The sequence below is a fragment of the Leucobacter sp. UT-8R-CII-1-4 genome, assembly GCF_030010235.1.
GTDB lineage: Bacteria > Actinomycetota > Actinomycetes > Actinomycetales > Microbacteriaceae > Leucobacter.
On the sequence record NZ_JASCRS010000003.1, the window covers coordinates 214,641 to 240,927 of the forward strand.

14 protein-coding genes and 1 tRNA gene are annotated in these 26,287 nt (G+C 59.0%); 11 read left to right on the forward strand and 4 right to left on the reverse strand.

Annotated elements, in window-relative coordinates:
- Positions 1–53: 53 nt before the first annotated feature.
- Positions 54–1,064 carry an AsnC family protein gene (locus QBL02_RS08355; protein WP_282725956.1) on the reverse strand — a complete coding sequence of 337 codons (1,011 nt, stop codon included), beginning with the start codon at positions 1,062–1,064 and terminating at the stop codon, positions 54–56.
- 87 nt (positions 1,065–1,151) lie between these two features.
- On the opposite strand from QBL02_RS08355, the gene QBL02_RS08360 reads away from it, so the two are divergent.
- The 4 genes from QBL02_RS08360 to QBL02_RS08375 are packed head-to-tail and all read left to right on the forward strand — an operon-like array spanning position 1,152 to position 5,264.
- Entirely contained in the window at positions 1,152–2,579 is a 1,428-nt protein-coding gene (locus tag QBL02_RS08360) for a M28 family peptidase (RefSeq protein WP_282725957.1), read from the forward strand.
- The gene (locus QBL02_RS08365) at positions 2,573–3,625 is read left to right on the forward strand and encodes a lipase family protein (RefSeq protein ID WP_282725958.1); all 1,053 of its coding nucleotides are present in this window, start codon (positions 2,573–2,575) and stop codon (positions 3,623–3,625) included. The genes QBL02_RS08360 and QBL02_RS08365 overlap by 7 nt, the downstream gene beginning before the upstream one ends.
- A 29-nt stretch (positions 3,626–3,654) precedes the next feature.
- Complete coding sequence (locus QBL02_RS08370) at positions 3,655–4,941, forward strand: adenylosuccinate synthase (protein ID WP_282725959.1); 1,287 nt, start codon at positions 3,655–3,657, stop codon at positions 4,939–4,941.
- Positions 4,942–4,955: 14 nt separating this feature from the next.
- A complete protein-coding gene (locus tag QBL02_RS08375; RefSeq protein WP_282725960.1) occupies positions 4,956–5,264 on the forward strand; it encodes a chorismate mutase in 309 nt (102 codons plus the stop codon).
- A gap of 95 nt (positions 5,265–5,359) precedes the next feature.
- Here the strand turns inward: QBL02_RS08375 and QBL02_RS08380 are convergent, their stop codons facing one another.
- Positions 5,360–6,274: a 3-methyladenine DNA glycosylase gene (locus QBL02_RS08380; RefSeq protein ID WP_282725961.1), complete on the reverse strand. Its 915-nt coding sequence runs from the start codon at positions 6,272–6,274 to the stop codon at positions 5,360–5,362.
- Positions 6,275–6,543: 269 nt separating this feature from the next.
- Between QBL02_RS08380 and QBL02_RS08385 the strand changes: the two genes are divergently transcribed.
- From QBL02_RS08385 to QBL02_RS08410, 6 genes are all read left to right on the forward strand, one after another.
- On the forward strand, positions 6,544–16,365 hold the full coding sequence (locus tag QBL02_RS08385; RefSeq protein ID WP_282725962.1) for an isopeptide-forming domain-containing fimbrial protein: 9,822 nt from the start codon (positions 6,544–6,546) through the stop codon (positions 16,363–16,365).
- 264 nt (positions 16,366–16,629) lie between these two features.
- On the forward strand, positions 16,630–17,838 hold the full coding sequence (locus QBL02_RS08390) for an acetyl-CoA C-acetyltransferase (protein WP_282725963.1): 1,209 nt from the start codon (positions 16,630–16,632) through the stop codon (positions 17,836–17,838).
- 16 nt (positions 17,839–17,854) lie between these two features.
- Positions 17,855–19,375 carry an enoyl-CoA hydratase/isomerase family protein gene (locus QBL02_RS08395; protein WP_282725964.1) on the forward strand — a complete coding sequence of 507 codons (1,521 nt, stop codon included), beginning with the start codon at positions 17,855–17,857 and terminating at the stop codon, positions 19,373–19,375.
- A gap of 80 nt (positions 19,376–19,455) precedes the next feature.
- Positions 19,456–20,613 (forward strand): DNA polymerase III subunit delta', encoded by a 1,158-nt coding sequence (locus tag QBL02_RS08400; protein ID WP_282725965.1) that lies wholly within the window; start codon positions 19,456–19,458, stop codon positions 20,611–20,613.
- Entirely contained in the window at positions 20,610–22,187 is a 1,578-nt protein-coding gene (locus tag QBL02_RS08405; protein WP_282725966.1) for an alpha/beta hydrolase, read from the forward strand. Before QBL02_RS08400 ends, QBL02_RS08405 begins: the two co-directional genes overlap by 4 nt.
- A 91-nt stretch (positions 22,188–22,278) precedes the next feature.
- Positions 22,279–22,353: transfer RNA gene (locus QBL02_RS08410), tRNA-Thr, on the forward strand.
- Positions 22,354–22,430: 77 nt separating this feature from the next.
- On the opposite strand, the gene QBL02_RS08415 is transcribed toward QBL02_RS08410, so the two are convergent.
- The gene (locus tag QBL02_RS08415) at positions 22,431–23,735 is read right to left on the reverse strand and encodes a leucine-rich repeat domain-containing protein (protein WP_282725967.1); all 1,305 of its coding nucleotides are present in this window, start codon (positions 23,733–23,735) and stop codon (positions 22,431–22,433) included.
- A 130-nt stretch (positions 23,736–23,865) separates the two neighbouring features.
- On the opposite strand from QBL02_RS08415, the gene QBL02_RS08420 reads away from it, so the two are divergent.
- Complete coding sequence (locus QBL02_RS08420) at positions 23,866–25,773, forward strand: choice-of-anchor Q domain-containing protein (RefSeq protein ID WP_282725968.1); 1,908 nt, start codon at positions 23,866–23,868, stop codon at positions 25,771–25,773.
- 62 nt (positions 25,774–25,835) lie between these two features.
- On the opposite strand, the gene QBL02_RS08425 is transcribed toward QBL02_RS08420, so the two are convergent.
- Positions 25,836–26,198 (reverse strand): hypothetical protein, encoded by a 363-nt coding sequence (locus QBL02_RS08425; RefSeq protein WP_282725969.1) that lies wholly within the window; start codon positions 26,196–26,198, stop codon positions 25,836–25,838.
- Between the last annotated feature and the right edge of the window lie 89 nt (positions 26,199–26,287).

The following is a 26,287-nucleotide window of genomic DNA, read 5'->3' on the forward strand; positions in this document are numbered from 1 at the left end:
CGAGGGTAGCTAGTCGCTTGGAATCACGCTAGTTCATTACACAAATGCTGCAACTACCAGCGCACCGGAACCTGCCCGATTGTGCGACCCCACTCATCAAGCAGGTGGCCGTTGCGCTTGCGCGGGCTCAACACCGTCCAGCGATCGGTGATCTGTATGTCTTCGCCGAGGCTTCGTTCAAGCTCCGGCAGCGCGGTGAGCGTCGCGGCGCGAACACTTAGGCACAGCGGAGCTGGCCCGACAATCTCAAGCACTCGGTAGGCCTGAGGCAAGCTTTTTGCCCGCGAAGCCGAAAGTTGCAAATGCGAGGATCGCGCCCACAGCATGGCACCGCGACGAAGCCCCGCTGACGGAACTGCGAGGTCACACCCGAGCCCCAACCGGCCAGAGGCCGTTGCTCGATCAACTGAACGCCGCGCTGTTGCCTCAGAGACCCCCAACCGTGAAGCGAGGGTCGCCGCACTCATTCGGGGATCCTCAAGCATTACCTCAAGAAGTTCGGCAACAAGCTCTCGTTTCGGAGCAATCGCTGGTTCACCGGCAAGTGATTTGGTGATGAGTCGCTGTCCGCGCGGATCGAGAGCGCCCGTGCGCCACATCGAGTCTTCTGCGTGAACGGCTGACACCACGTGCATTCGTGGAGCAATACCCGCCTCGCCGAGGCCCGCCGTGACCGCAAGTTCGCGCACGCGCGGAGCGAGACTACGCAGGCCAGCGCCGGTGGCAACAAGCGCGACAACACCTGCAGAGGTTTCATCGATGCTCAGTGTCCAGGGGAGTGCGCTGATCGCGGCGATGTCTGCGTGGGCTTCAAGGAGCACCATGGCGAGGTCGGTGCTTGATTCCCACTGGGCGGCTTTTGGCCAGCAACTGAGCCAGGCGAGACGTTCCTCACGCATCTGCTCCCAGCGCCGCGCAACTGTGGCGCTATCGGCGCCAACGGCACTTGCGACTCGGGTCCACGGTGCCCTGGCATCAAGTTGCAGTGTGTGCACGATGGCAAGGTCAAGCTCGTCGAGCAGGCGTGGAGCAGTATCGTGAGAAGTGAAGTCATCGTTGATCATGTGACGAAAATGCCGAGCCTTTCTCGCCAAATCGAAGGATCAACCTTGCTTAGCGAATAAATCTGATCATAGTCATACGATCGCCCTATGAATTTGCAAACCCCATCGATATACAAGACGATCGAGGATCTTGTCGCAATGGCGCCCCGCGCCACCGGCAGCCCTGGCGGTGAGCAAGCTGCGGCCTATGTTGCAGATCGTTTTGAACAGGCAGGTCTTGAAACCGAGTACCTCGACGTTGATTCGTATGCTTGGACCGCTGACCGGCACGGCATCACGGTCGCTGGCACCGAATACGAGTGTTCGCCAATTCTGCACTCAGGCCTACCCGGACACGACTGGACCGGAGAAGTGCAGCACCGACTGCACGCGCCAATCGTAGACATCGGCGCAGACCCTGTTCGAAAGCACGACGTCAAAGGCAAAGTGGTGCTTTTCGATTTGGCATTCACCATGACCACGGCGCACTCCCTGCCACTATCAATCTCAATGTACGACCCCGAGCGAAAGCTGCGCCGCAAAGATGTGCTCGGCAGTCGAAATCCCTACATTACGACGCTCGCGAAAGTGATGGTTGAAGCAGCAAAAGCAGGCGCCGTCGGCTTGATTGGTGTGCTGCGTGACTACCCAGAATCGCATCGGTACCACAACGAGTACTACCGCCGAACACTCTTCGCGCTCCCAGGCGTCTGGATTACGAAAGACACCGGCAAAGCACTGCGCAGGCAGCTCGCAATGCAAAACGGTGGATCAGCCGAACTCACTCTCGATATGCGTCGAGAGCGAGTGAACTCACGCACAGTCATCGGTGTACTGCCGGGGCGAAGCCGCGACACCATCATGATTCAATCGCACCACGATTCGGTGAGCCCGGGCGCCGTCGAAGACGCCTCTGGAACCGCTGAGGTTATTGCGCTTGCCGAACACTACGGCGAGCTCGCAAAACAAGGTGTTATGCGCGAGAAAACACTGCTCTTTATTACCTTTGACACTCACTTCACCGGGTATCACGCGCACATGGAGTTCACACGTAGACACGTGCTCGCGCCAGAACCGCGCTGGAACATCGTGCTCAATGCCACGATCGAGCATGTCGGCCTGCGCGCGATTCGCGGAAGCAACGGCCACTTCGAAACCGTGCAAGAAACTGAGCCGCGCGGTATTTTCGTGAATGTGAACCCTGCCTTCACCAAAAAGATCGCAACGCTGGTACGAAAACATCACTTGGTTTCTACAAGCCTGCTCGGTGCGGCGCTCTTTGAAGCGTCAGCGAGCGGTATTCCCACAGACGCATCATTCACCTTTGTTGCCGGGGTTCCCACGGTGAGTCTCGTTTCAGGGCCGCTCTATCTCTACGACGACGCCGACACAATCGACCGGATCGATGTCGACCAGCTTGAACCCGTAGCCCGCTTCTTCGTTGACGTCGTGAATGAGGCAGAGACGAGAAAAAGCTCACTGCTTGGAGTTCTACCCACCGCGGTGCGCAAAATCTTTCCCAAGGGCAAATGGTAATGCAGCCGCTACCGGGCCATGCCGTCACATTTTCCGCGAAAGGGATCGACGGTGAGCAGCGTGAGCAGAGCGGGCTTGTGCATCTGCCAGATAGTGCAGCGCCAAGTGGCGGCTATCCGGTAGTTGTCTACGGGCATATGACAACGGGCGCCTCAGCTGCGGCGGCCCCGAGCCGTGCAGAGCCAGGACACGTTGAATGGCGGCGAATCTCGCAGGGTGATGCCCTCTGCGGCCGACTGCTCCGTCGAGGTATCGCCGTGCTCCGGCCAGACTACGAGGGCATCGGTTCGATCGGCAGTCACCCCTATCTAATCGGCGCATCACTCGGTGAATCAATGCGAGCCATGATGGCCGCACGCCACAGCTTCGACGCTCGGCTCGGCAACCGCTGGGTGCTCGCAGGCCATTCCGAGGGTGCGGTTGCGGCCATGTTCGCCTCAATCGCAACCGCGCCAGACAACGATGCGGTGCTTCTTGGCACCTCAGCCTTTGCGCCCGTCACCAGAATGGAACTCAGCATCGGGGTGGCCCGCAAGATGGCCGGCTGGGTGCCGGGTTCCGCGACAGTTTCGGCGCTCATTGGCCTGATGCTGCTTGGCGCTTCGGCTGAGGATCCTCGGCTCAAACAACTTGTTGAGGCTGAAGGGCTGAGCCCAGCCGCGAAAACCGCCTGGGCCGACCTAGCTTCGAAAACACTGGTCGAACTCGGTCGCGACGACTCCTGGGGAGGCATCGCACCCAATCGAATCGGGGGCGCGAAGCAAGCACAAATGTGGCAAATGCTTTTCGAATCGTTCCGCAGAAACGAACTCGCCAATCTTTCTCCGCGTGCCGGGCAGCCGCCACTTCGGATTGATGCAGCGCGCTTCGATGAGGTTGCTCCAGCCCCCTTCACCCGCGGATTGATGCGGAAATATCGTGCAGCAGGCTTCGAACTAACCGGGCGTTGGTGGGCCACCCATCACTCGGGCGTAATGCAAGACAAATTCGCACCCTCCGAAGCGGCTGCATGGATATCTGAGCGCTTCGGTACACTGGGTCAGTAACTGCCTGCCAGTAATAAGGAGGGGCTGAGATGCCCGCAGTACTGATCACCGGTGCCCAGTGGGGCGACGAAGGCAAAGGCCGAGCAACAGACTTGCTCGGTAGCCGAGTCGACTACGTGGTCAAATTCAACGGCGGCAACAATGCCGGCCACACTGTCGTTATCGGCGACGAAAAATACGCACTTCACCTGCTTCCCTCGGGAATTCTGACACCGGGTGTCACCCCGATCATCGCAAACGGTGTTGTGGTTGACCTCGCAGTGCTCAAGCAAGAGCTTGACGCACTCAACGAGCGCGGCGTCGACACCTCGAAGCTCAAGGTCAGCGCCAACGCGCACGTCATTACGGCTTACCACCGCACTCTCGACAAGGTCACGGAGCGCTTCCTTGGTAAGCGTCAGATCGGTACCACCGGGCGTGGGATCGGCCCCGCCTACGCCGACAAGATCAACCGCGTGGGCATTCGAATCCAGGATATCTTTGACGAAAGCATTCTGCGTCAGAAGGTCGAAGCGGCTCTTGAGTTCAAGAACCAGGTGCTCGTCAAGATTTACAACCGTCGCGCTATCGGCGTTGACGAGGTAGTCGAAGAGCTGCTGAGCTTCCGGGAACTGCTTGAGCCAATGGTTTGCGATACCGGCCTCATGCTGCACGAAGCGATTCGAGACGACAAGACTGTGCTCTTTGAAGCCGGCCAGGCAACCATGCTCGACATTGATCACGGCACCTACCCGTTCGTGACCTCATCGAACGCGACTGCCGGCGGCGCATCGACCGGTAGTGGTCTGCCACCGCATCGAATCGATCGCGTGATCGCTGTGATCAAGGCATACACGACACGAGTGGGGGCTGGTCCGTTCCCAACCGAACTCTTCGACGAAATGGGCGAACAGCTCGCACGAGTCGGCCACGAGTACGGTACGACTACCGGGCGTCTGCGCCGCTGTGGTTGGTACGACGCGCCAATGGCGCGCTACGCGGCGCGCATCAACGGAGTTACCGACTTCGTACTCACGAAGCTCGATGTGCTCTCGGGTATTGAGACCATTCCAGTGTGTGTTGCATACGACGTGAACGGTGTGCGCCACGACGAGATGCCGGTGAACCAGACCGACTTCCACCACGCAAAGCCGATCTACCAGGAGTTCCCTGGCTGGACAGAGGACATCTCGGGCGCTCGTCGTTTCGAAGATCTGCCAAAGAACGCGCAGGACTACATTCTCGCGCTAGAAAAGATGAGCGGATCACGCATGTCAGCCATTGGTGTTGGGCCCGAGCGCGAACAGGTTGTTGTGCGCCACGATCTGCTCGACTAAGACGAGGAAAAGCCGTGAGCGATCGAACCCCTGAAGCTACGCTGCTTGCGCTGCGCAGCAGCATCGACAACATTGATGCTGCCCTGATCCACATGCTGGCTGAGCGGTTTCGCTGCACCCAGCAGGTTGGTGAGCTGAAGGCAGAACACGGCATGCCAGCGAGCGATCCTGGGCGTGAAGAGCGCCAGATCGCTCGCTTGCGCGCGCTCGCCGAAGACGCACAGCTTGATCCAGAATTCGCCGAGAAGTGGTTCAACTTCGTGGTGGCCGAGGTGATTCGGCATCACCGAAGCATTGCCGAGGAAACTACTTCCGCTGAGTAAGTAGCGCGCCTGGCCGTGCGGTTGGGTGGATCGACCCGTCATCCCGTGGCTGTGCGGCCGGAGACGGCATAGCTCGCAGGATGACGGCAGCGTGGTTACTGGGACTGTCTGAGTAAGCGGGCGTGAGCGATGGCGGCGAGCACGCGGTGGCGTAGGGCGTTGCCCCGCTCGGCGAATCCTCTCTGCAGCTCGGCATACTGTCGCTTGCCCGCAGCGGTTTCAATCGGAACTGCGCTGAGCAGTTCGCCGTCGGCGCCGCGGTACTCGCTGACGTCGTAGGGCGAGGCCCGCATATCAACCTCACGAATGTCGCGTGCGAGCACAAAGGCATCGAGCAGCACATCGCCCGGAATGATCGGGCCGAGTTTTGCCGCCCACTTGTAGACGTCCATACCGGCGTGCAGGCAGCCCGACTGTTCGAGTGCTGGTTGGCTTTCTCGGGTTGGTCGAAGGGCGTTTAGCGGTGCTGCCTCAGGCGTGAAAAATCGGTAGGCGTCAAAGTGGGTGCAGCTGATCGGGTTCGTTTCAACCACTTGATCGGTGGCTTCGTGGCCGATTCTGAGCGGTAGGCCGGTGTGCCGCAACTGCTCCGGGGTCATCCGATAGACCATTGCCCATTCGTGCAGGCCAAAGCAGCCGAACTGGGGAGTGTGTTCGAGCGTTGCTCCGAGGAGCTGTTCGACGTAGTCGACGGTCGCGCCGCGCTTTTCGAAGTAGCTGTCGAGGTCGACAGTCGCTTCTCCTGCCCGCACGGTGTAGAACTTCCAGGCGACGCGATCCTCGTCGGTCACCTCAAGTGTGATGCCTGCTCCGGGGTGCCATCTGCGGAGTTCCGCGGGTTTCACTGAGTAGTAGGTCCACAGGAAGTCTTCGACTGGGTGGCGCTGCCTAGCGAGGCGTCTGGCAAGATGGGCCGTGGTGAGTTCTTCGACTCTGCGTTGGTGGGCGGCCTCGATCGGCTGCCAGATTTCGTGAGGAAGACTCACTTGCTCGCCGGCTTCAAGAGTCACCGGCGTAGGGTACACGATTTGGCGTGCATTCGACCAAAATATATCTTCACCCAAATCTACTCCCTCTAAAATTGGTGTCATTTTTGCCCTCGGCATAAGGTCAAACAGGGAGTCATTTGGGGAGACTCCTCTCTGGCGCTTCAGCGTGCTCGAAAACAATAAGGGTGTTTTTCGAGGTTATTTGGAGTGCCTTCTAATGGGGATATTAGGGGTGTTGAATGGCCGAGGGATCGGTTCAGGGTACATCTGTCGCGTCTTCCTGGAAGCGAATGCAAAAATTCGTTTCCGGGAGCGCGGCAGTTGCGCTGTTGACAGGAATGCTAGTCGTTGCCGGAGTCGGCGTGCAAAGTGCGGTAGCCGCTGGCCCGCCTGCGCCAAAACTTACGGCCACTGTGGCGAATACGCCGCTCTGGGGAGAAGACGTCACCGTCAATCTCAATATTCAGAGTCCGTTCAAAGCGACAGACGCAGGCGCGCAAGACGCGTACAACCTTAGCCTTGGCATCGTGCTGCCAAAGGGTGTTGTACTCGACGGCAAGACCACCCTTGGTGCGCCCACTCTCTACCCAGTGAGCGAGACCAACCGAGTCGTTCCTGGCGCCTACGCGAAATTCCCAACCGACTGTGTCGCATTCGGCCTCGAACCAGCTCCGGGCAAGGCAAACTCATGTCAGGTGCCAGAAGGCATGACGTATGCAGTCTTCACCAACATCAGTGACCTTCCTGCCGGTGCAGCAACCCAGCACTCGATCAAGGTTCGCCCAGACGCGACGCTATTCCCCATCGGCTCTGCACTGAACGCAACCATTTCGGCGTTCACCAGCAATCAGGCCACAATGGTTCCCGTCTTCCCCGGCGTCAAATCAGTTGCGACCACAAACTCGCATACCTCGGCCCCAGGCACTGTCACGCTCGACGCCCCAGTGAAGGGCCTGCGCGTCAGCAAAGCACAAACCGAACACCCAGATAACAAGGTGCTGCGCGGTGTGCACGGCGACAACGGTACGATCTACAGCCTCACCGTCAACCACACCGGTCAGGCCGACCTCGACAACGCCGAAGTTGTCGACTTCCTGCCTGCCGGGCTCGAATACCTTGGTTCGTGTGGCATTGACGATCACTCAACGAATGCAAACGGTACCCGAGCTGAAAGTGCCGAATACCCGGGCGCCGGCGCGCTCAATACCGCACCAGTAGGCGATAACTGCCTGCAGGAATCATCGGTAGAAACCATTCTGATGGACGCCGAAACCGCCGAGAAGTACCAGAACAACCGGGGCGCTTCACGCCTCGAGGTTGGCAAGGTCTACACGAAGGTTACCTGGCAGATTCCTAGCGGCATTTGGGCAATGAACCAGAACGACACTGGTAAAGCGCCAAAGCCACAGGGTGCAAACGCCTCTTCTGAGGGTGTCGCCGCGACCACCGTGATTCGCTACCGTGCAGGCGTGCCTCTCTTTGAGAATACACTCGACTTTGGTGGCAACACCCCAGACGCTGCGAGCGGAGCGCAAGCGGCAAACCTCGACAATAACCGCGGTGCTTCAACCCGCCACGGTGACGTTGACCCAACAGACCCCGCTGCCGACAAGGGCGATGGCGAGCCAAAGACTTACACCAACGTGGCTGCTGCCAGCGGCAGCTACCAGGACGCTGAGACCTATGACGCAAACAGCCGCACGATCGAAGCGGTCGATTTGCGTGTTATCAAGTCAGTAAACGACAGCGAGTTCAAGCAGGGCGGTTTCGCACGTTACACGCTGAACCTCGCAACGAGCGAGTACACGAGTGCTGAAGTGCCGAGCCCAGGCGCTGCGCCATATCGTCTCTTTGACGACTTCGCAGACGGCCTCTGCCCAGTATTCCCCGCAAATGTGCCAGTGGCGCACGACGCGAACAACCCACTGAGCACCACTGCGCAGCCAATGCCCAATTTGGTGCTCGGCAAGCCAAACACCAGCGGCGCACAGCCATTCCAAACCGCAGAAGCATGGAATGCTGCGGTCGCAGACGCAGGCCTCGGCACTGCCTGCGCATGGAACTCCAGCGCAAGCAACACTCAGCCTGACTCGACTCAGCTGGCAGGTGCGAAGCTCAGCACCATCGGCTTCGACGCACAATCAGGGCACTTCTATCTCGAACTCGCTGTCGATCCAGCGCTGCTCGAAGCAGACTCTCGCGACCGCATCGTGCAGTACTCGGCACAGCAGGGAGTCGCATATGTGAAGGGAAGCGCCGAAGGCGCGACCACTTCGGGCGACACCGTGCACAACTCGGTCGATATCTTCGGCAAGACCAGGTCGATTCCAGCTCTCGACGGAGTGACTTCTGCGGGCAGCACTGTCGACGGAAACACGGTTTCAGGCGACGTAGCCGACGGCATCTGGAACGCTTCAGATGATTCAGCGGCGACGCTCAAAGCGAACTACACGCAGCTGAACAAAACCGTGCTTTCGCGCGAAGCCGGCGTGCCAGAGGCCGCAGATATTGCGAAGCCAAAGAAGGACGGCGGCCCAGACCCAGCACTCTGGACCAAGAAAGCGACCACCCCGTTCGCTCCAGGTGACGAAGTTTGGTACCGGGTACAGATCACCCCACCGACCGGCACCGATGTGCGCAATCCAAAATTCACCGACTTCCTACCCGAGGGCGTCGAATTCGACCCGATCGACAACGACAGCGACGGTCGCCCAGACAATATGTGGATCGTGCCATCGGCACCAAACGCCAAAATGGGCACCTGCGAGCCGACGAGCGACCTCGACTGGGTAAATACCTTCGCGCCGGCAAGCGGTATCAACGTGAGCGGAAACGTGCTCACCTTCAACCTCGGCAATAGCTGCGGCTTGAGCGATACAGACCGCTTCATGCCACTGAACTCAAAGCTTGAGATCTACCTCAAGGCCAAGGTCACCAGCATCTCGGCATTTGGTGAGGTCGATCTTTCGCAGAACCTGGCGAAATACCAGCAGAACAACGTCGACGGTGAAATCTACTTCCTCCGTGATGAGGCAGAGATTGCACTCGATACCTCTGCGCGTCTGGTCAAGGGCATTCAAAGCAACACCTTCACTGATCCAAAAACCAACACCCAGCCATACCTCGGCCCCAACGCACCGAACAGCAATGTTGACGGGCAGCCGATCGTGCAGGGTGACAAGGTGGTCTTCAGGCTTGACGTCACCGCACCAACTGTCGACACCAAGGACTACTGGCTCTACGACGCGCTGCCAGCAGGCGTCAAAGCTGAGCACCTGAGCGATTACGATCCTGCAGACGGTAGCTTCACCGGAAATTCGACACTGTGGGCAGACAACGCTGATGTCGCCAACAGCACAGTTGCCTACACCGCTCACGCCTACAACCCAGGCGATCCCGGTTACCCGACTGACCTGAACCCTCTCTACAAAGACCGCAGCATTGTGGTCTGGCAGGTAACCGGTACCGTGCCAGGTAGCTCGCCAGAGGTGCCAGCTGTTCCGGCTAACCCGAACGACCCAAGTAGCGGCCAACCAGCAGTGCCTGCTGTGCAGCGCGGCTTCAGCGTGAGCTACGCGGTCACAGTGCCAGGGGCTGCAGACGGTACCGCCGCGGCTCAGATCACGCAGAACTACATCAACACCGCTTCGATCGCCGAAATGGCTGTCGTGAACAACGCGAGTGCAGGCACTTCGACCACTCTTGTGCCTACCCCCGGAGCTGGCAACAGCACCGTGCCAACAGGCGGCAGCACGATCGATAAGGCGGGCGAAACAGCCGCACCGGTAGCGCTTCGCACCGCTGGCGCAAACCAGCTCGAAGTACCAGCTGACCACGTCACAGACCCATCGAACGTGACCCTGCCAAATGCAAGTGTTTCAAAGAAGCTGATCTCGACCGAGATTCAGCCGAGTGGATCGACTCCGGCCGACCCACTGAACTCGGGCACCACCACCGGCGCCGTAGAAGCTCGCCCCGACAATGCCATTGTTGAGGGTGAATACGCGACCTTTGAATACGCGGCTACGATTCCGGCAAAGACAAGCGTCGCGGGCGGCAAGCTCTTTGACGCGGCAGAGTTTGCGCGCAACAGCAACAAGCTCGGCTACGAATTTGTGCCAGGTAGCGCGAAGTTCTACGAAGGCGCGACCGGAACTACACAGATTGATTGCGGCACGGGCTCAGCAGATTTCAAGTGCGATCCGGCCACCGGTGAACTGACGCTGCCTGAGTTCTACACCAATGACACCGCGAATGATGCTGTCTTCCGCGTGCAGATTACGGTGTGGGTCAAGCAGAAGAAGGGCGCCGTTACGCTGGTTCACAATGACCAGCTCGTAAACACCGCTCACTTCGGCTACAACAAGCCGACAACCAACCCAGGAATTCCTGGTCGAGCGGATCTGACGGCGACCGCGAACACGCGTTACCTTGAGCCAGCACCAATCCTGAACAAGGCTGTATCGGGCACCCAGGGTGCCGACGGTCGAGTCACTTTCACCCTGACCGCGAGCAACACCAACGGCCGCCCGGCTGTCTATGATGCGGTGGTCTACGACTGCCTGCCTGCGGGCTTCACGCTGCCAGCGCAGACCTTCGCACCGTCAGCAGGCACCGTTGATCCGGTGACCCCGGCAGTGAAGTGCTCGGTAACCGGAACCGGTGCCGGAACTACGGTGACGCAGCCTGACGCCCAGGGCACCGGAACGCTGATCAAGTGGAACGTTGGACGGATCGACGCTGGCAAGCCAGCGACCCTCAAATTCGACGCCATCGTTGACACCGGCGCTGCCGGCGGCGAGCAGTACACCAACCGCGCGCAGCTCGTCGGCAAGACGCTGCCAAACACGTTGCCACAGGCCGACGAACGTGCGGGCACTCGAAACACCGGTGCAAGCGCCGACGTGAACATTGCAAACGCAACACTCACGAAGTCGGTTACTCCGAACCGTGCCCCAGTTGGCGAGACTGTCACGTACACAATGCGCGCGACCATTCCCGCACACGCAAACTACTACTACTTCGAGATCAGCGACCGCATGCCGGCCGGCCTCGAATTTGTAGACGGCAGTGCAACGCTGAACTTCGTAGGCGGCCCAAACATTGCGGCTCAGCCGAAAGTTAGCGGTGCGGTAAAGACCGGGCAGACTCTGGTCTGGCCTGCAGACAGCCGTGTTGAGATTCCTACCGCCGCGACTGCGCGCACGATCGAGATCACCTACCAGGCAAAGATCACCGATCAGATCGCGAGCACACAACCGACCAACTTTGCAAACGCAAGCTGGAACACCAACAGGACCACCGACGAAGGCACCCGAAAGAAGACCGCCGACGCGAGCGCTCCAGTGACAATCCTGAACCCATCGCTGACCGTGCAAAAGCAGGTCAAGCTGGCAGGTGCTGACGACGCAAGCTACGCGAAGACAAAACAGGGTGACCCTAACCAGGGCTTCACCTATCGGGTGCGCGTGACCAACGCGAACACGACTCCTGCCTACCATGCGGCAATCACTGATTGCCTACCAGCGGGCGTTGTCGACGTGACCTCAGTTTCGAACGGTGGCAGCTACTCGGCAAACGCGGCCGCTGGATGCGCAAACGGCACCATCACCTGGACTGGCCTCGACCCGATCCCGGCCGGGGGCAGCATCGACCTCACCTTCAATGCCACCTTCGCGGCATCGGCAGAGCTGCGATCAACGACTCCAACCACAACCGGTACCGGAGTTGCTGAGCAGAACATCGCCAAGATCGTCGAGTACACCTCGTACGGCAAGAACGGTGAAACCGGATGGACCTACCGTCCGGGCGGCAAGCTGCCAGGCGGCGCAAACATGCCAGCGACCTTGCAAGACGACGCGAGTGTCACGCCGCTCTTCCCTTACCTCGTACCAACGAAGACCGTGACGAACCCAGTAGCGGGACAGTCGTACGGTTTGGCGCACACCGGTAAGAACTTCAACTGGACCCTTACCCTGCGAAACGCGGGCGCAGGCACGGCCAACAGTGTCAGCGTCACCGACGTACTGCCAGTGAACTGGGAATACGCGGGCAATGCACAAATCAGCATCAACGGTGGCCCAGCGCTCGCGCTTCTCGGTGAGCCAAACGTGACCACCGCGGCTGTCAGCGGCGGCGACCAGCAGACAGTGACCTGGTCGCAGAACCAGATTGCCGGCGCCGAAGCGACCCCGCTTGCGGCCGGGCGATCCTTCGTGATCACCTTTGATGCCAAGCCAACAAAGGCGGCACTGACCACCCCAGGCACCGGCGTCATTGGCAACGGTGGCAAGGTCAACGTGCACCGAAACACCCTGACCGCAACGGCAACTGACGCCAACGATGCAAGCCGCAACAAGAATGCGACTTCATACGTTGGATCGCAAAGCCAAGCGGACGCCTACATCGCCGAGGCTGACCTGCAGTTGACCAAAACTGCCGTGCCTACCTCAGCCGTGGTTGCTGGCAGCGGTGAATTCGCTGCCTGGGATCTTGTGGTGCGTAACCTCGGACCAGACTCAGCAGAGGGTCCAATCCGGGTAAAGGACACCACCGGCGCACTGCCAGACGGCATCACCATTACCGGCGCAAGCGGTAGCGGCTGGAACTGTACGGTCGGACCACGCGCCGCGAACGGTGCGACCGAGATCGATTGTGCGCGCACAAATCTGAACGAGTCGCTTCCGAAGAACCAGTCGTTCCCGAAGATCACCGTGCGCGCGAATGTTGCTGCCGCGCAGCAGCCAATCACCGTGAACAACTCGGCGATCGTTGTGCCTGGCGCGACATTTGATCCGAACTACGTTTCTGACCCGGCTGCGCCTGGTTACAATTCGCAGAACAACCGCAGTGAGGCATCTCTGTCGACCACGACCGCTGCCGACCTTGCTCTGGTGAAGTCATTGACCTCGCCAACGCAGGTTCCAGCCCGCGGTGTCGTTGTTGGCGGGCAGCTGACCTGGCAACTTGCGGTGACCAACCTCGGCCAGTCTGATTCGATTAGCTCGAGCGCGAAGCCAATTACGATCACCGACACGGTTCCTGCCGGAATCTCGAGTGTTGCGGACCCATCGAACGCTTCATGGACCGCAAGTGTGACCCGTGCCGGGGCTGCTGCGCAGTTCCCAGCCAAGGCAGGAGACCAGATCACCTGGACCTTCACCGGTGCATCGATTCCGGTGGGTGCCACCAGCACAGTCTCAGTGAGTGGAACAATTCTGACCTCGCACGTAGGCGATGTCACGAACACCGCTGCGGTACTGCCAGGTGAGACCCCAGAGCCAAACCGCCCCGATTCGTCTGAGAACAACACCAGCACCACTACGACGCCAACCGATAGCTCGACAGAAATCGGCGTGCGCAAGGCCCGTGTGGTTGCCGATGCGAGTGCAGCTGACGGCTGGCGCCAGGCTGATCCAAGCACGAACCCAGACGACGCTTTTGTCGCTGGTAACCCTGTGTACTACCGAATCACCACGACCAACCTTGGCAGTGCAGATGCGCGCAATGTGCACGTGGTCGATGAGGCTCCAGACGGGTTGACCTTCGCGAGCGCGACTGACCTCAGCGGCAACTGGACTGCTTCGCCGGTGAACGCCACGAACTGGCACGATTTCGCCCTGCAGGGCGGCACCATGCCTGTTGGCGAGTCACGCGCATTCGTGGTTCGCTATGAAACCGCCTCGACCATCACGGGCGCAGTAGTGAACTGGGTTGAAGCTTCGGCTGACAACGCGACACCAGTGCGCGATAAGGACGACACCAACGCCACCAAGATTGTTGATCTTGGTATCGAGAAGTCGCATGAAGGCACCGGGCCATTCACTCCTGGCACCACCGTGAGCTACACCCTCAAGGTGACCAACCACGGGCCGAGCTCCACGAGCGGTGATGTCGAGATTGTTGACACCCTGCCCGCTGGCCTCTCATACGTCGCCGGTAGCGCGAACGCGACCAGCACCGTGACCGGCCGCAGCCAGATGCCAGCTGAGCCAAGCCTCAGCGGTGACGGCGACCGTACCCTCACCTGGAACCTGCTCGAAGCCCTTGATGTGTTTGACGTCGGTCAGACGGTGACCGTAACCTTCGACGTAACTATCGATCCAGCGCTGCGCGCAGGCACGCCACTGAACAACGTGGCTACCGTTGACGGCCCTGACGATCAGACTGAACCAGATCCTGATCCGCACCCGAATCGGGCTACCGACTTGATCACCACGACCGGTACCACCGCATCGATGTCGATCGAGAAGAAGGTGCAGAATAGCTCGGGCGATTGGGTCGAGAGCGCTGAGCTGATCGCAGGTACCGCCGCGAAATGGCAGGTCACCGTGACCAACGAAGGCCCATCTGCAGCACCGGTATCGCTCAGCGATATATTGCCTGCTGGCGTGAGCTTCGTCTCGGCGAGCGGAGCCGGATGGGAATGCAACGAAACCAATGGGGTACCAACCGGCGTGTGCAGCTACACCGCAAACAATGGGCTGCACCCGGTTGGCGAAGCCAACGCAACAACGATTGAGATTGAGACCATGCTCGCCCCAGAGCTGCGCCCGACTCAAGAGCCAAGCGTGCCTGCGCTCGTGAACACCGCGCAGATCAGCTGGTCTGATGACACTACTGCCGGCGTGCAGACCGCACGCGACACCGCAAGCGTGACGATCGCAAACGATGCTGATCTCAGCATCGTAAAGAGCGTGATCAGTGCGGCTGGTGGTGACGTGGTGGCTGAACGGCCAGCTCCGGTTACCGCTGGTGAAAGCGTCTGGTACCGATTGCAGGTTGCAAACCTCGGCGCAAGTGACGCGAGCGGCCCCGTCGTCGTAACTGACACTCTGCCTATTGGTCTCACTGTTACTGCTGGCACTTCTACTGTGAACGGCTGGACGATGAAGGCTGAGCCGGTAGTCGCCGGATCACCTCAGATCGTGACCTTCACCCTCAGTGGCGGTCAGCTTGCTGCTACCGCGGCGGATGCCACTCGTGGCAATGCTCCAGTGATTGAGTTCGAAGCTCAGATTGACTCGGCAATCGCCAATGGCGAGACACTGGTCAACTCGGCGAACGTGACGTCTGAGACACCAGATTCGAACCCAGACAACAACGCAGATAGCGCTGATGTACTGGTTACGCGTTCGGCCGATCTCTCGATCACCAAGTCGCACCCGACCGCTGATGACCGTGACCGAGTAGTTATCGGGGAGGCACTGCCGTTCTTGATCAATGTCACGAACCATGGGCCATCGGTATCGAGCGGCTTCACCGTGACCGACACTATGCCGGTCGGCCTTGAGGTAACCGATCAGCTCGGTGCCGTGCTCGACGATCAGGGCGACCCAACCGGTTGGACGATTGATTCGATCACGCCAGAGCAGTGGGATGCCAGCCAGCCGACCGTCGTAGTTGCGAGCTACACCGGCCTCACCGAGGTGGGTGCGGATACTAAGCCACTTGTACTGAACACGATCGTGCATGAGAACGCCTTCAGCGAAGCTGATGATGTGGTCAACCACGTGCAGATTACGGCGGCGAATGAGACCGATCCTGAGCCTTCGAACAATGAATTTGAAGATCCAATTCATGTTCGCCCTCTTGTCACGCTGGTGATTGAGAAGAAGGCTGTTGGTGAGTTCAAGGTCGGTAAGGTGGGCACCTATTCGATCACCGTGGAGAACACCGGCACACAGACAGATCACGGCCCAATTACCGTGACTGATTCGCTGCCGGCTGGCTTGAGCTTCCGGGACACGCCAGATCTGCCAGAGGGTGCAACCGCGACACATGAGCGAGGTGTGGTCACCTGGAATCTCACTGAGCCGCTTGCGGCGGGCGAGAAGGTCACTCTGACTCTCAACGTGAACGTGCTGCAGGCTGCGTATGATCAGCCGAACCACCAGCTGGTGAACGTGGCTTCGGTGACAACCGAGTCTTCGATTACTGATGATTCGGTGCTGACTGATGATGCGACAGTGACGGTGAAACCTGCCGATCCGCTGGTAAACACTGGCGGTGAAGTTGCCGGTGGGCTGCTCGCAGCAATTGCCCTGATGGCATTGCTGGGTGGCGCCACTTACCTGGCTGGTCGAAAGCGCACGCGCGCTCGGCATAGCTAGTCGCTGGTAGTTCCATTACACGAGGATCGGTTCCGCTCTTGAGGCGGGCCGATCCTCGTGTTGTAGACGGCCCCATTGTGCTGTTCAGTTGTGCAGTTTGTGGATTGAACGGCACTCGGGTTGTGCATTCAGGCCAACTTTGATTTCTTGTCTGCGGCATGAGGCATACTGAAGTTGACGCCCCAGCGTGCAGTTTCGAGGATGATGCACAGCGCACCATTGTGTGCCATCCGAGATGTGCAAATAGGCCACTTGGAGGATGCAATGACGGACGCTTATATTTACGACGCCGTACGAACGCCGCGCGGCAAAAACCGAGGCGGTGCGTTGCACGGCACAAAACCGGTTGACCTCGTGGTGCCACTGATCGATGCGATCCTGGAACGAAACCCCGGTCTCGACGCCAATCTGATCGATGATGTTGTGCTTGGTGTGGTGTCGCCTGTCGGCGAGCAGGGTGGCGATATCGCGCGCACAGCTTCGCTGCTTTCGGGTCTGCCTGAGTCAGTGCCGGGTGTACAAATCAACCGCTTCTGCAGTTCTGGCCTTGAAGCTGTAAACATGGCGGCGCAGAAAGTCGCCTCGGGGTATGAAGACTGGGTACTTGCCGGTGGTGTCGAGTCAATGAGCCGTGTACCAATCGGTAGCGACGGTGGAGCACAAGCACAAGACCCAACCACCGCCTACGACACGTACTTTGTGCCGCAGGGTATTAGCGCCGACCTGATTGCCACGATTGAGGGCTTTAGCCGCGAAGACGTCGACGCCTATGCCGCGCGCTCGCAAGAGCGGGCAGACATCGCATGGCGTGAGGACCGCTTTGCAAAGTCGGTGATTCCAGTGCGTGATATCAATGGAGTCGTGCTGCTTGATAACGACGAGCATCGCCGACCTGGGGCAACTGTCGAATCACTTGGAGCGCTACCGGCCAGTTTTGCTGCAATGGGTGCTCAAGCTGGTTTTGACGAGGTCGCCCTGCAGAAGTACCACTGGGTTGATGAAATTCGTCACGTGCACGGCCCCGGCAATAGCTCTGGCATTGTTGACGGTGCCTCGCTGGTGCTGATTGGTTCGAAAGCCGCCGGAGAAGCAGCGGGACTGAGACCGCGTGCACGAATTATCTCGACCGCGGTAATCGGCTCAGAACCGACGATCATGCTCACCGGGCCCACCCCGGCAACCCAGAAGGCGCTTGACCGAGCAGGTCTGAGCATCGACGACATTGACCTCTTTGAACTCAATGAGGCGTTCGCAGCCGTGGTGATGAAGTGGCAAAAAGATCTTGGCGTACCAGACGAGAAGGTCAACGTGAACGGTGGAGCCATTGCGCTTGGACACCCGCTTGGCGCAACCGGTGGCATGATCCTCGCAACCCTGCTTGATGAGCTTGAGCGTCGGGACCTGAAGCGGGGCCTTGCCACGCTGTGCATCGGCTCAGGCATGGGCATCGCAACCATTATTGAGCGCGTCTAGGTCAGGAGCAGAGACAATGCAGACACAAGATTCAGCAGCCCTGGCGACCGCGATTCGCTACGAACGAGATGCCCACGGCATCGTCACACTCACGATGGACGATCCGAGCGGATCAGTCAACCTGATGAACGCCGCATTTGAGGCCTCGCTTCGCAGCGTGGTCGATCGCCTCTATGCAGAGATCGACCAGGTGCGCGGAGTCATTATTGCCTCTGCAAAAAAGACATTCTTTGCAGGCGGTGATCTCGACGCTCTCGCGGCGTACTCGGTAGAAAAATCTGCCGAACAAGAAGCTCACGTAGACGGCATGAAGCATGACCTGCGGCGTCTTGAAAAGCTTGGCAAGCCAGTTGTTGCCGCCATTAATGGTGCGGCTCTCGGCGGTGGCCTTGAAGTGGCTCTTGCCGCGCACCACCGAATTGCTGCAGATGTGCCGGGCAGCCGGATCGGCCTGCCAGAGGTGGGCTTTGGCCTGCTGCCAGGCGGCGGCGGTGTCAGCAGAACCGTTCGTATGCTCGGAGTGCAGCGTGCGCTCGCCGAGGTGATTCTGCCGGCACGACGCTTCTCAGTGCGTGACGCACACAGTGTCGGGCTGGTTGATCAGATTGTTGAGCAGGTCGATCAGCTAGACGGCGCAGCGCGCGCCTGGATCGCTGAGCACCCAGAAGTGCTGCAGCCGTGGGATCAGAAGGGCTTCAAGCTGCCCGGTGGATCACCAGCGAACCCTGCGTTCGCTGCTCAAATGCCGGCAATGCCAGCCATGTTGCGCGCGCAGCTTAAGGGCGCACCAATGCCGGCACCACGTGCCGCCCTCGCGGCAGCGGTCGAGGGTGCATACGTTGATATCGATACCGCGCTCGCAGTTGAGACCCGATACTTTGTACACCTTGCCAATGGGCAGGTTTCAAAGAACATGATTAAGGCGACGTTCTCTGACCTTGCTGCCGTCTCGCGGGCGGCCTCGAAATGGCAGAGCGAACACAACTCGCCAGCAGTGGCCGAAGCGCTTGCGAAGGGTGGCAAGACGGCCGAAGCTGTTGCTTACATTGCCCAGCGATCTGAAAGCTATCTGCCCCGTCTCGCTCACCGGGTAGCGGTAGAAGCGGCAGCGCTCGCGGCTGACGGGGTATCACGCACAAGCTTGGTGCGTGCCGCAGAGCAAAGCGGCTACCAGGCGAACCCTTTGGTGCAGGCAGAACAGTTCTCGATCGAAATTGCCGATGCACGCGGTGCCGACGCGGGGTCGGTGCCGTTTGCTGATGTGCAGGAACGATTGCTCTTTGCCCAGGCTCTCGAAGCGGCCGCCTGCCTCGAAGAGGGGGCAGTGCTGAATGTGGCAGAGGCCAATATCGCGTCAATCTTCGGGATCGGATTCCCGGTTTGGACAGGTGGCGCGCTGCAATACATCAGCCAGTACGAAGGATCAGTTCGAGGTTTCGTGGATCGGGCGAATGAACTCGCGTCAGCCTACGGTGAACGCTTCAAGCCTGCAGCTTGGCTTGTGGCGCGAGCCGAAACTGGCGAAGCTTTCCACTAAAGCAGGGCCCGAAGTGCCTGTCGACATATCCGACAGGCACTTCACTGCGCAGTGTCGCAGGTGACCGGTAGCCTTGAGTCGTGAGTTACTGGAGCGAAATCATCGGGCAGGCCGACGCCGTGCGTGTGCTCGAGCAAGCGGCGGCACCCGGCGCCGAGCGCGAACTCTCGCATGCTTGGTTGATTACCGGGCCACCCGGTTCAGGCCGGTCAAATCTCGCCCTACGTTTTGCGGCCGCCTTGATTGCCCGCGATGAAAGTGAGCGCGAATCGGTCTTCGCCCAGGTGCGTGCGCGAACGCATCCTGACGCAGCGGTGCTCACCACTCAAAAAGTGGTGATCGGGATCGACGATGTGCGAGAAATCGTGGCCTCGGCTCATTTTGCCCCTGCAGAGGGCAGGCACCGCGTCATCGTCATTGAAGACGCCGATCGCATGCCAGAGCGCACATCAAACGTGCTGCTGAAGGCGCTTGAAGAACCACCTGAGCGCACGATTTGGGTGCTTTGTGCGCCAAGCGAGGCAGACCTGCTGCCGACCATTCGGTCGCGCGCGAGATCGATGCGATTGATCACGCCGGCTCCCGCAGAGATCGCCCGCCTGCTGCACGAGCGCGACGGTGCTGACCTTGCGCTTGCCGAGCGGGCAGCACGATTGGCGCAAAGCCACATTGGTATGGCGCGACGACTGGCTTCTGACCCGGCCGCACTTGAGCGACGCGAGCGCACCGTCGAATTGGCGCTGCGGGTAACCACGCTCGGTGGGGGCATGCGAGCCGCCGCAGAACTACTTAAAGTGGCGCAGGCAGACGCTGATGCGCTCACTGAAATGCTTGACGCCGACGAGCGGGCCGATGCGATGCGAAACATGGGCTTGGCGCCTGGGGCGGCGATCCCTCCAGCACTGCGCTCTCAGATGAAAGCACTCGAAGAAGACCAAAAGCGGCGCGCGACCAGAAGCCTGCGCGACGGGCTCGACCGAATTCTCACCGACTTGCTCTCGCTCTATCGAGATGTTCTGCTCACCGCTGTCGGATCCGGATTGCCGTCAGTGAACGAAGAGCACCAACAAGCTATCGAAAAAATTGCTGGTCAGTGGGGCGAGCAGCGCACCATGCAGGTTATTGACGCAATCGACACCGCGCGCAAGAGGCTCACGCGCGGTGTCACCCCAGGTCTAGTACTTGAGGCCATGTTCGCCAATATCGTCGTAGCGTCGACGCAGGAGGAATACCAGTGATTGACGAGCTAAACGAAGACACAGAACCGTTTCGCCCGAAGCGCCGCAGGCGACTTGCCGTGATCGCTGTTGCGGCAGTTGCCGCGTTGCTCTTGAGCTCGTGCGCTGCGCTATTTGGCGTGCTGAGCGGCACCCCGCAGCGCTCTGAACTGCCAGAAGTCAACGGGGTTGATTTCACCGCGCAAGTACCAAATTGGGTGAAGTGCTACGAGGGCAAAGAGTGTGCGCGAGTGAGCGCACCGCTCGATTGGAGTGAACCGAGCGGAGAACGCATCGAGCTGGCACTGGTGAAGCAGTCGGCACTTGGTGGCAAGTCGCAGGGAACGATCTTTGTAAACCCGGGCGGGCCAGGAGCCTCGGGTGTCGACTACATCGCGAACAGCATCGACTATGGCGTGGGCAAGCCACTGCAGCAGTCCTTTGACATCATTGGTTGGGATCCGCGCGGGGTAGGCGAATCCTCGCAGGTGCGCTGTCTCGATGATGCCGGGCTCGACAGGGTGCTCTACGGCAAGAGCGCAACCGATGGGCTCGAAGAAGGCAGCCAGGCCTGGATCGATGCGGCGCTCAAAGAAAACAAAGCATACGGTGAAGCCTGCCTGAAAGAAACCGGCCCGCTGCTTGGCCACGTTGACACCGGTTCTACCGTGCAAGACCTCGATATGCTTCGTGCAATCGTGGGCGACGAAAAGCTGAACTACCTCGGTTATTCATACGGCACCTACATCGGTGCCCGCTACGCAGATGCCTACCCAGATCGGGTGGGCAAGCTGGTGCTTGACGGTGCAATTGATCCGACAAGTACCGAAGCAGAAGTTGTGCGTGAGCAGACCAGAGGGTTCGAGCTGGCCCTTCGCGCCTACGTGACCGACTGTCTCACTCGCGAAGACTGCCCGCTGAGCGGCAATGCCGACCAGGCGATGCAGCAGTGGCGAGTCCTACTCGATTCAGTTGAAGCAAACCCACTCACCGGAGATGACGGCAGAATCGTATCGTCAGGCACGCTGATCACCGCAATTATTATGCCTCTGTACTCAGAACAGAATTGGCCATACCTTGACCAGCTGTATCTCTCAGCAAGTGACGGGAGTGCCGAAATTGCGCTTGCGCTCGCTGACGCCTACAACGACCGTGTCGACGGGGTGTACAGCAGTAATCTGATGTCGGCTTTCGGAGCAATCAACTGTCTCGATTACCCGAGCCCGTTGCCGCTGAACCTTGAACAAATGCGTGCCGATGCGGCCGAGCTGCAAGAGATTGCGCCAACGATTGGCGCGTTCCAAGGCTACGGTGATGTCGGTTGTGCGGCCTGGCCTGTACCGGGCGTAGACGACCGCACTGCAGTGAGCGCACCTGGTGCCGACCCGATTCTTGTGATCGGTACAACGGGTGATCCAGCGACTCCGCTGCGCTGGGCAGAATCACTCGCGAACCAGTTGCAGAGTGGTTCGCTGCTTGTGTTCGAAGGCGAAGGCCACACTGCCTACGGCAAGAATTCTTGCGTCAACGAGATCGTAGAAAACTACTTCCTGACGGGGGCAATGCCCGAGGCCGGCGCGCGCTGCGTAGCCTAGTTCTCGCCGATTCGACCCGCTTTAGCCCGATGTGCGTGTGCGGGTCGATCTGGTGATAAAGTAGGTTCTTGTGCCGGGTGTACCCGGCAACGCCGACTTAGCTCAGGGGTAGAGCAGTTCCCTCGTAAAGAACAGGTCTCGGGTTCAAATCCCGAAGTCGGCTCCAATTGCCCCACTTCGGTGGGGCATTTTCGTTTCTTCGTGATTTCTGAACCCGTTACTGTGCACGGAAGCGCTTGACGCCTAGCGTCGAGTCTTGCGCAACCGAGTCAGTGCGAGAGCCGTGCCTGCCGCTACAAGCGTCGTTCCAAGCAGCGCACCGGCAGTTGGAGCATCGGCGCCAGTGTTCGCTAGCTTTCCACCTGCCTCGGCGCCCTTGTCGACCTCGGGCTCTGGCTTTGGCTTCGGTGCTTCGTTGTCTGTGATCACCACGGTGAAGCTGTATTCCCGTTCGGCAAGGCCATTCGAGACTTTCACCAAGAAATCGTAACTGCCAGCTTTTGTTGGCAAGCCGGTGATCTTGCCATCACGTGAGAGGGAAAGACCGGCCGGAATTGATCCGCTAATTACACTCACTTCTGGAATCGACGGGTAGCCGGTCAGTGCAAAGTCGAAAGTGTATGACGTGCCTACGACACCATTTAGCGGAATGCCTTCGAGCGCTACCGCGGGAGCCGGGCTGACGGTGACCGCTTGTCGACCAGAGAACGTGCCAGTATTTCCGTTCGGGAGCGTGAACGGCGCATTCCAGGTGACCCCGCCTACCCCGGCCTGGTTCCAGATCACTTCATTGCCAGACACGGTTCCGTCGCCAGAGGTGACCGAGAGCGGAATGGGTGATCCGTCGGCGGCACGTATGGGTGAGAGCGTTGGCGTGCCCACCACTGCCTCGGCGTCTGCAATTACTTGGGCCGCGCCATTAAACGCGGTCAGCTTTGTAAGCCCACCGATGGGTGAGATGTCAGTGATGTGGTTGTTTCTAATCTGAATGTTTTGCAGGTTGCTCAACCCAGCGAGCGGAGTCAGATCAGAGATTTGGTTGTCGTGCAGCAAGAGGTAGCGAAGCGTCGTGATGTTCTGAATGGGCGTCAGGTCGGTAATTCGATTGCCATTGAGTTCGAGTGACGTGACCTTGGGGAGCCCGGCGATGGGCTGAAGATCTGCGACATTGTTCGATACTAGGGCTAGTACTTCGAGCTTGGTCAGCCCCGCCAGAGGCGCAAGGTCTGAAACCATATTGTGCTGAAGGTCGAGGGTGCGCAGGCCGGTTGCGAAGGCCAGAGGTTCGATATTTTCGATCAACATGTTCTTGCATGTGAGCGCGGTGAGCGATGCGAGATCGGCCTCGGTTATCGTCGCATCTTCTGCAAAGCCAAGTTGTGTGAGTACGCAATTCTTAAATGCTGCATTCTCGAAAGCGACTTCATCTGTGGGTGCGGCAACCGCGATTGCCGGCGCGCTCAGCATCGAAAACATGAGCCCTGCAAAGACTCCGAGGCCAGCGAATTTCTTGAGTCGTGAAGAGTTTGGTTGTACGGTCGCGCTCATGCGGCCTACTTTACATTCAAGTGCTCATAAAAGACAGGCCGCGAAAATGTATACCAGACTTGCCCTATCGGATTTTTTGCACACTTGTTAGCCTTAAAAAACTGTTTGAAATCAAGACCTGGGATGTGAAATGAAACGAGTACTCTCACTCGGTGCTGTTGCCGCGCTCACTTTGAGTGGCATTGTGATCGGTGCGACACCGGCCCTTGCTGCAGAAATTGAAGTGACAAACGGCGATGATTCTGGCCCAGGCAGCTTGCGCGAAGCGCTCGCTCAGGCCGATGCGAACCCGGGCGAAGATGTGATCCGGGTCGCTGAGGGGCTTGAAATTCGACCAGCGTCAGTCCTGCTTAGCAATGACGCTGTTCGTATTGTCGGTGAGGGTTCGGGCGCCACAATTTTCGGTGCGGGAGTGGTTACAGATGAGAGCAGTTGGTTCAGCAACGCGCTGATTTACGCGACGAATTCACTCGCCATAGAAAATCTCACACTTGACGCGCGGCGAAGCACTCCACTGAACTATGGGATCAACTGGAATTCGAATCAGGGTGATTTGCTTTTTCAAGATTCACAACTGATTGGTCCCATTAACTGGGACGGAATCGCGGTCGATACCTCTATGAAGCCAAACTCGTTCCGAGCTATCGATAGCAGTTTTAGTGATGTGAAATCCCCGCTCGATATTTACGGGGGAGCGTCTGGCACGCTTGAGGTCTCAGGCAACACCTTTACCGGAGTGCGGGAACTTTTGGGCAGCAAGGGCGCAACCATCGAAGCCGGTCAGCAGATGCGCTATGTCAACAACGTTGTTGAATTTAGTGATGACCCTAACGACCAGTACGCCGGGTTCAATCTCTACTTCGGGGTCGAGTCTTCCAATTTCACTGAAAGCCCCGTAGTTATCTCGGGCAATAGCTTTGCCGACATCAACCCCAATGGCTCGGCGATATCTATGACCCTCGGGCTTGAAGATGGCGTGACCTTGAGTGTGCCGGGCATCGTCCTTGAAAACAACAGTTTTATGCGCCCGAATGATACTCAAACCACGGAGTCGATGCTCACAATTGGTGGTTCAACATACAGCTCGCGCGGCGTGACCAAGATCGTGAACTCAACATTCGTGAATCCAAGTCCAGCAGTCACAATTGAAATCGAGGAGTCACGCGATGCGGCTGACGTGGTCTCTCTGGACCAGGTCACGGTTCAAGGCGCGATTACAGCAGCCTCAAGCGACTATGTGATCGCGCGAAACTCGGCCTTTGACGCTGGCGATAAAGCCGCAATCTCAACCCTCAACGATCAGCCGATTGTTGAGAGCGGAAACGTGGTGACTTCAGCGACGCCCGCAATGCCAACGGCGACCGTGGCGACAGATCTAAAGCTGGGTGCATTGCAAGCCGGTGGCCTTGGCAAGAGCCAAGTGCGTATTCCTGCTGAAGGTTCACCACTGATTGATGCAGGCGTTTCAAGTGACATTAACGCTGATCAGCGTGGGATCGCCCGGCCTCAGGGCAGCGCTCCAGATGCAGGCGCAGTTGAGGTTCGTGAAGCGGTCTTCTCGATCGGTGATGCGGGTGACGTGAACGCCGGTGATACTGCTCGGTTCCCGGTTACGGTTGTGACCCCAGGCGAACATGACGTGACGATCGCAGTGACAACTGCGGGCGGTACGGCGGTTGACGGAACTGACTACACGCACACCACGCAGACGTTGACCTTTGCTGCTGGTTCGGTCGATCCTCAGTATTTTGAGGTGCCGACTTTGGCCGGAGCAAAAACCGACAATGCGACCTTTAACGCGGTCGCAACTGTGACCGCAGGTGCCGCGACGCTTACCGCTGACACCGGCACCGCGACGCTGCTCGTTAAGAGCGGACCAAAACCTGAGCCAGGCGTTGATCCAGACCCCAACGGCACGAAGAAGCCTCTGCCCAACACCGGTCAAGATGCTCCGGCGAACATTTGGCTGATCGGCGGGGGACTGCTGCTGGCAGGTCTCGGACTTGCCCTCGCCCGGAGGCGATTCGCTCGACGCTAAACAGCGAAACAGCTAAACAGGCAAACACCTGTCTAGCTGCACCCCGCGCGAGGCGACGATTGCTACTGAGCGTAGTAGTCGTTGCCTCGCGAGAACTCGACGAATGTGCAGTCGACGTCACCGACGGCCCAAGCATCATGGCCGGGCGGCAGCAGCATGGCGTCACCGGCATTGAATTCGAGAATTTCGCCATCACGGTCCTCAACTGCGAGGGTGCCCGCTGTCACGAGTGCAACGTGGGGCAATTCGCACAAATCGGTTCCCGCATAGTCCTTAAGATCCTGCGACCACTTTGAACCAGCGTGGAAGGTGACCTCGGTTACCTCAACACCATTGAGTGAAGCGGTGCGCTTGGAGATCAAGCCGTGCACTTCGGGTTCGATGGTCGAGAGAGTAGCTGCCTGCAGTTTGGGGTAGTACGTCATTGGAATGCCTTTCGTGTGAGCCTTCCTGAGCGTAGCTCGGACACGAATTTGGACACGCGTTTATTGCGCCATATTTCTCGCCCCGCTGA